Source organism: Clostridium sp. (genome assembly GCF_051656525.1).
In the GTDB taxonomy this organism is placed as follows: domain Bacteria; phylum Bacillota; class Clostridia; order Clostridiales; family Clostridiaceae; genus Clostridium.
This window is the reverse complement of sequence record NZ_JBOGCC010000213.1, coordinates 1-2,415: the sequence shown is the minus strand read 5'-3', so window position 1 is coordinate 2,415 and position 2,415 is coordinate 1. Positions and strand designations below refer to the sequence as shown.

General features: G+C 36.5%; 3 protein-coding genes. All 3 read right to left on the bottom strand.

The genetic code is table 11. The features are described from left to right. Positions 1-1,298: IS66 family transposase (tnpC, locus tag ACRDDY_RS10460; RefSeq protein ID WP_438564895.1), on the bottom strand; the 1,298-nt coding region annotated here is incomplete at its 3' end. 119 nt (positions 1,299-1,417) lie between these two features. After that, a complete protein-coding gene (gene tnpB / locus ACRDDY_RS10455) occupies positions 1,418-1,774 on the bottom strand; it encodes an IS66 family insertion sequence element accessory protein TnpB (RefSeq protein ID WP_438564894.1) in 357 nt (118 codons plus the stop codon). Beyond that, positions 1,767-2,126, bottom strand: a complete 360-nt coding sequence (gene tnpA / locus ACRDDY_RS10450; RefSeq protein WP_438564893.1) for an IS66 family insertion sequence element accessory protein TnpA — start codon at positions 2,124-2,126, stop codon at positions 1,767-1,769. Before tnpA ends, tnpB begins: the two co-directional genes overlap by 8 nt. Positions 2,127-2,415 lie beyond the last annotated feature (289 nt).

Here is a 2,415-nt window from a genome sequence, read left to right as displayed (position 1 = left end):
TGTGGTAAGATATCATCTTTTTTAGATTTAATCCATACAAAGAAGGCCTCTACTAGAGGTTGGATCGTCAGTTGGCGTTCATTTAGACGTTCCTCTGGTGAAAGCTTACTAAGTTCTTTCTCAAGTTTAAAAATAGCTGCGATTTGCCTAAGAGCATCATAAGCAATGGTACCTTTGGCCTTTTCCTTACCCAGTGTTTTAACCACTGTTGCAAATGGACGTCTAGCATGGCTCCAACATCCTGCAACTTTGATTTCAGGGACTTTTTTCTCCATCGCATGATACGCAGCATACCCATCGGTAACAAGTGTCCCCTCATATCCTTTTAAAAATTCTTCTGGATGAGTAGCATTTCTTGTTTTCTGATAGTTATAGAGTACGATGGGACTTTCCTCATACATTTTACCTGTACGATATACCCACATATAACTTTTAGATCCAGCTTGTCTACCATCCTTTGAAACTTCTACTGTGGTTTCATCAGCCTGACAGACACTACATTTTAAAAGTTCTTTATGCATGCGATCATACACTAACGAAAGGTATCTTTCTGCACAGCGAATAGTCCAGTTAGCCATGACTTGGCGTCCTAGATTAATCCCATTTCTTTTGAATTCTTGTTCCATACGATATAAAGGAACAGCATTGACATACTTTCCATTTAAAATAGCAGCTTCAAGAGATGGTGTCACAATACTATTACGCAAGAGACTTGTTGGCCTAGGAGCTTTTATAATAGTTTCACCATCATTGCCACAGTATACAGCTACATGATGTTCTTCCACTTCAAATGTTGCTGGTTGAAAAGCAAGACGTTTATACACTTCATCTGGTAAACGACGCCAAGACGCTCCAAACGTCTGATGAAGTTCTTCTTCTGAAAGAGCGTGTTCAATCACCTTTACTGGAAGTCCTTTAAGATCGGCATCGCGTTTACCTTTTTGTTTAGGTTTACGTTTAGTAGTTGTTTCAGCATCTTCTAGCTCTACGCATACTTCTTCTAGAGGTGGTTCAATAACATATTTATCTACAATAATGACTTCGGCTTCATTAAAAAGCATCTGAAACTGACCTTCCCAGTCAATCTTTTCTGTGGAACGTCCAAAGCGTTGTTGTTTCGAAATAGCCATTTGTTCGATTAATAAGTCCATCTTCTGATTCAGCTCATTAAGCTGTTTTTCTTGCATTTTGCATTGGACTGTCAGAGATTCAGTCAACTGCTGTAATGAGATATACATCATAACAATGTCTTTTTTAGTGAATTTGGTGAGCTGAGATTCTGTAAATTGATTATTCATAACTCAACATTATCATACATTTTTCTTGAAGTATACAGGAAAATAGGATTTTCTTAAATATGTGGAAAACCTTTGATAGGCGTGGAGCTAGAGTCGTAACTTATCAACAGATTATCGTGTTAAAATGATTGTTTAGGATAGATTTTTTTAACAGCTTTGGGCTGATCTATTGCTAACCCTTCCATTAACCATCTGAATTGCCCAGGGGAGATATCTTTGATTTCAGATTCATTACGCGGCCATTGATAGCGACCACTCTCTAATCTTTTATATAAAAGGATAAATCCATCCCCTTCCCAGATAATTGCTTTTATACGATCTGTACGTTTACCACAAAAAAGGAAAAGTGCATTTTGAAAAGGATTAAGGTTGAACTCTTTCTCGATAATGCCTACAAGTCCATCAATACCACGACGTAAATCGGTGTATCCAGGTGCAATATAAATTTTATCAAAACCTGTTGCATCATTAAGCATCTGTGATCACCTTCAAAACAGAAGCTAATAATTCAGGCTTCACATCTTCTGATAACTCCAGCGAAATAGCTCCTACTTTAAGTATCATTGTTGGAACAAAAGTAGTTGATTGTGAAATAACTGTTTTCTCAACTGGAACAGTAAGCTCAACAAAAGAAGGCTGTGATGTTGTAGTTGGAAGAGTGTTTAATGCAGCGGCTCGTATTTTTCTCTGCCAATAATAAAACCTTTGTGGATCTATATCATTTTTCTGGCACCATGTTTTAACATGCATGCCACTATTACGGCACTCTTTAATAATAGGAAGCCATTGAGATAATCTATACTCATGAGTGGATTCTTTAATACTCATAAAGTACCTCCTTCATAGTTTTTAAAGTAGCTTGAAAAACTATGAAAAGTTCAAAATGAAACTTTTTAAAGTCTTTCAAGTACTAACTTAGTAAGATCATTATCTCATAAATAGAGTATCTAGAGAATGTACCTATGGTTTACCGTATACTGTCTAACAACCTTCTACGTTTAGTTGTCATCTCTTGTAATGTCCTACTGCCATCATACGAAAATATTCCATGCTGATTGGGCAATTCTTCATAGACTTCCCCTATATAATGCCTAAATAACGGTATAAAATTTTCTAT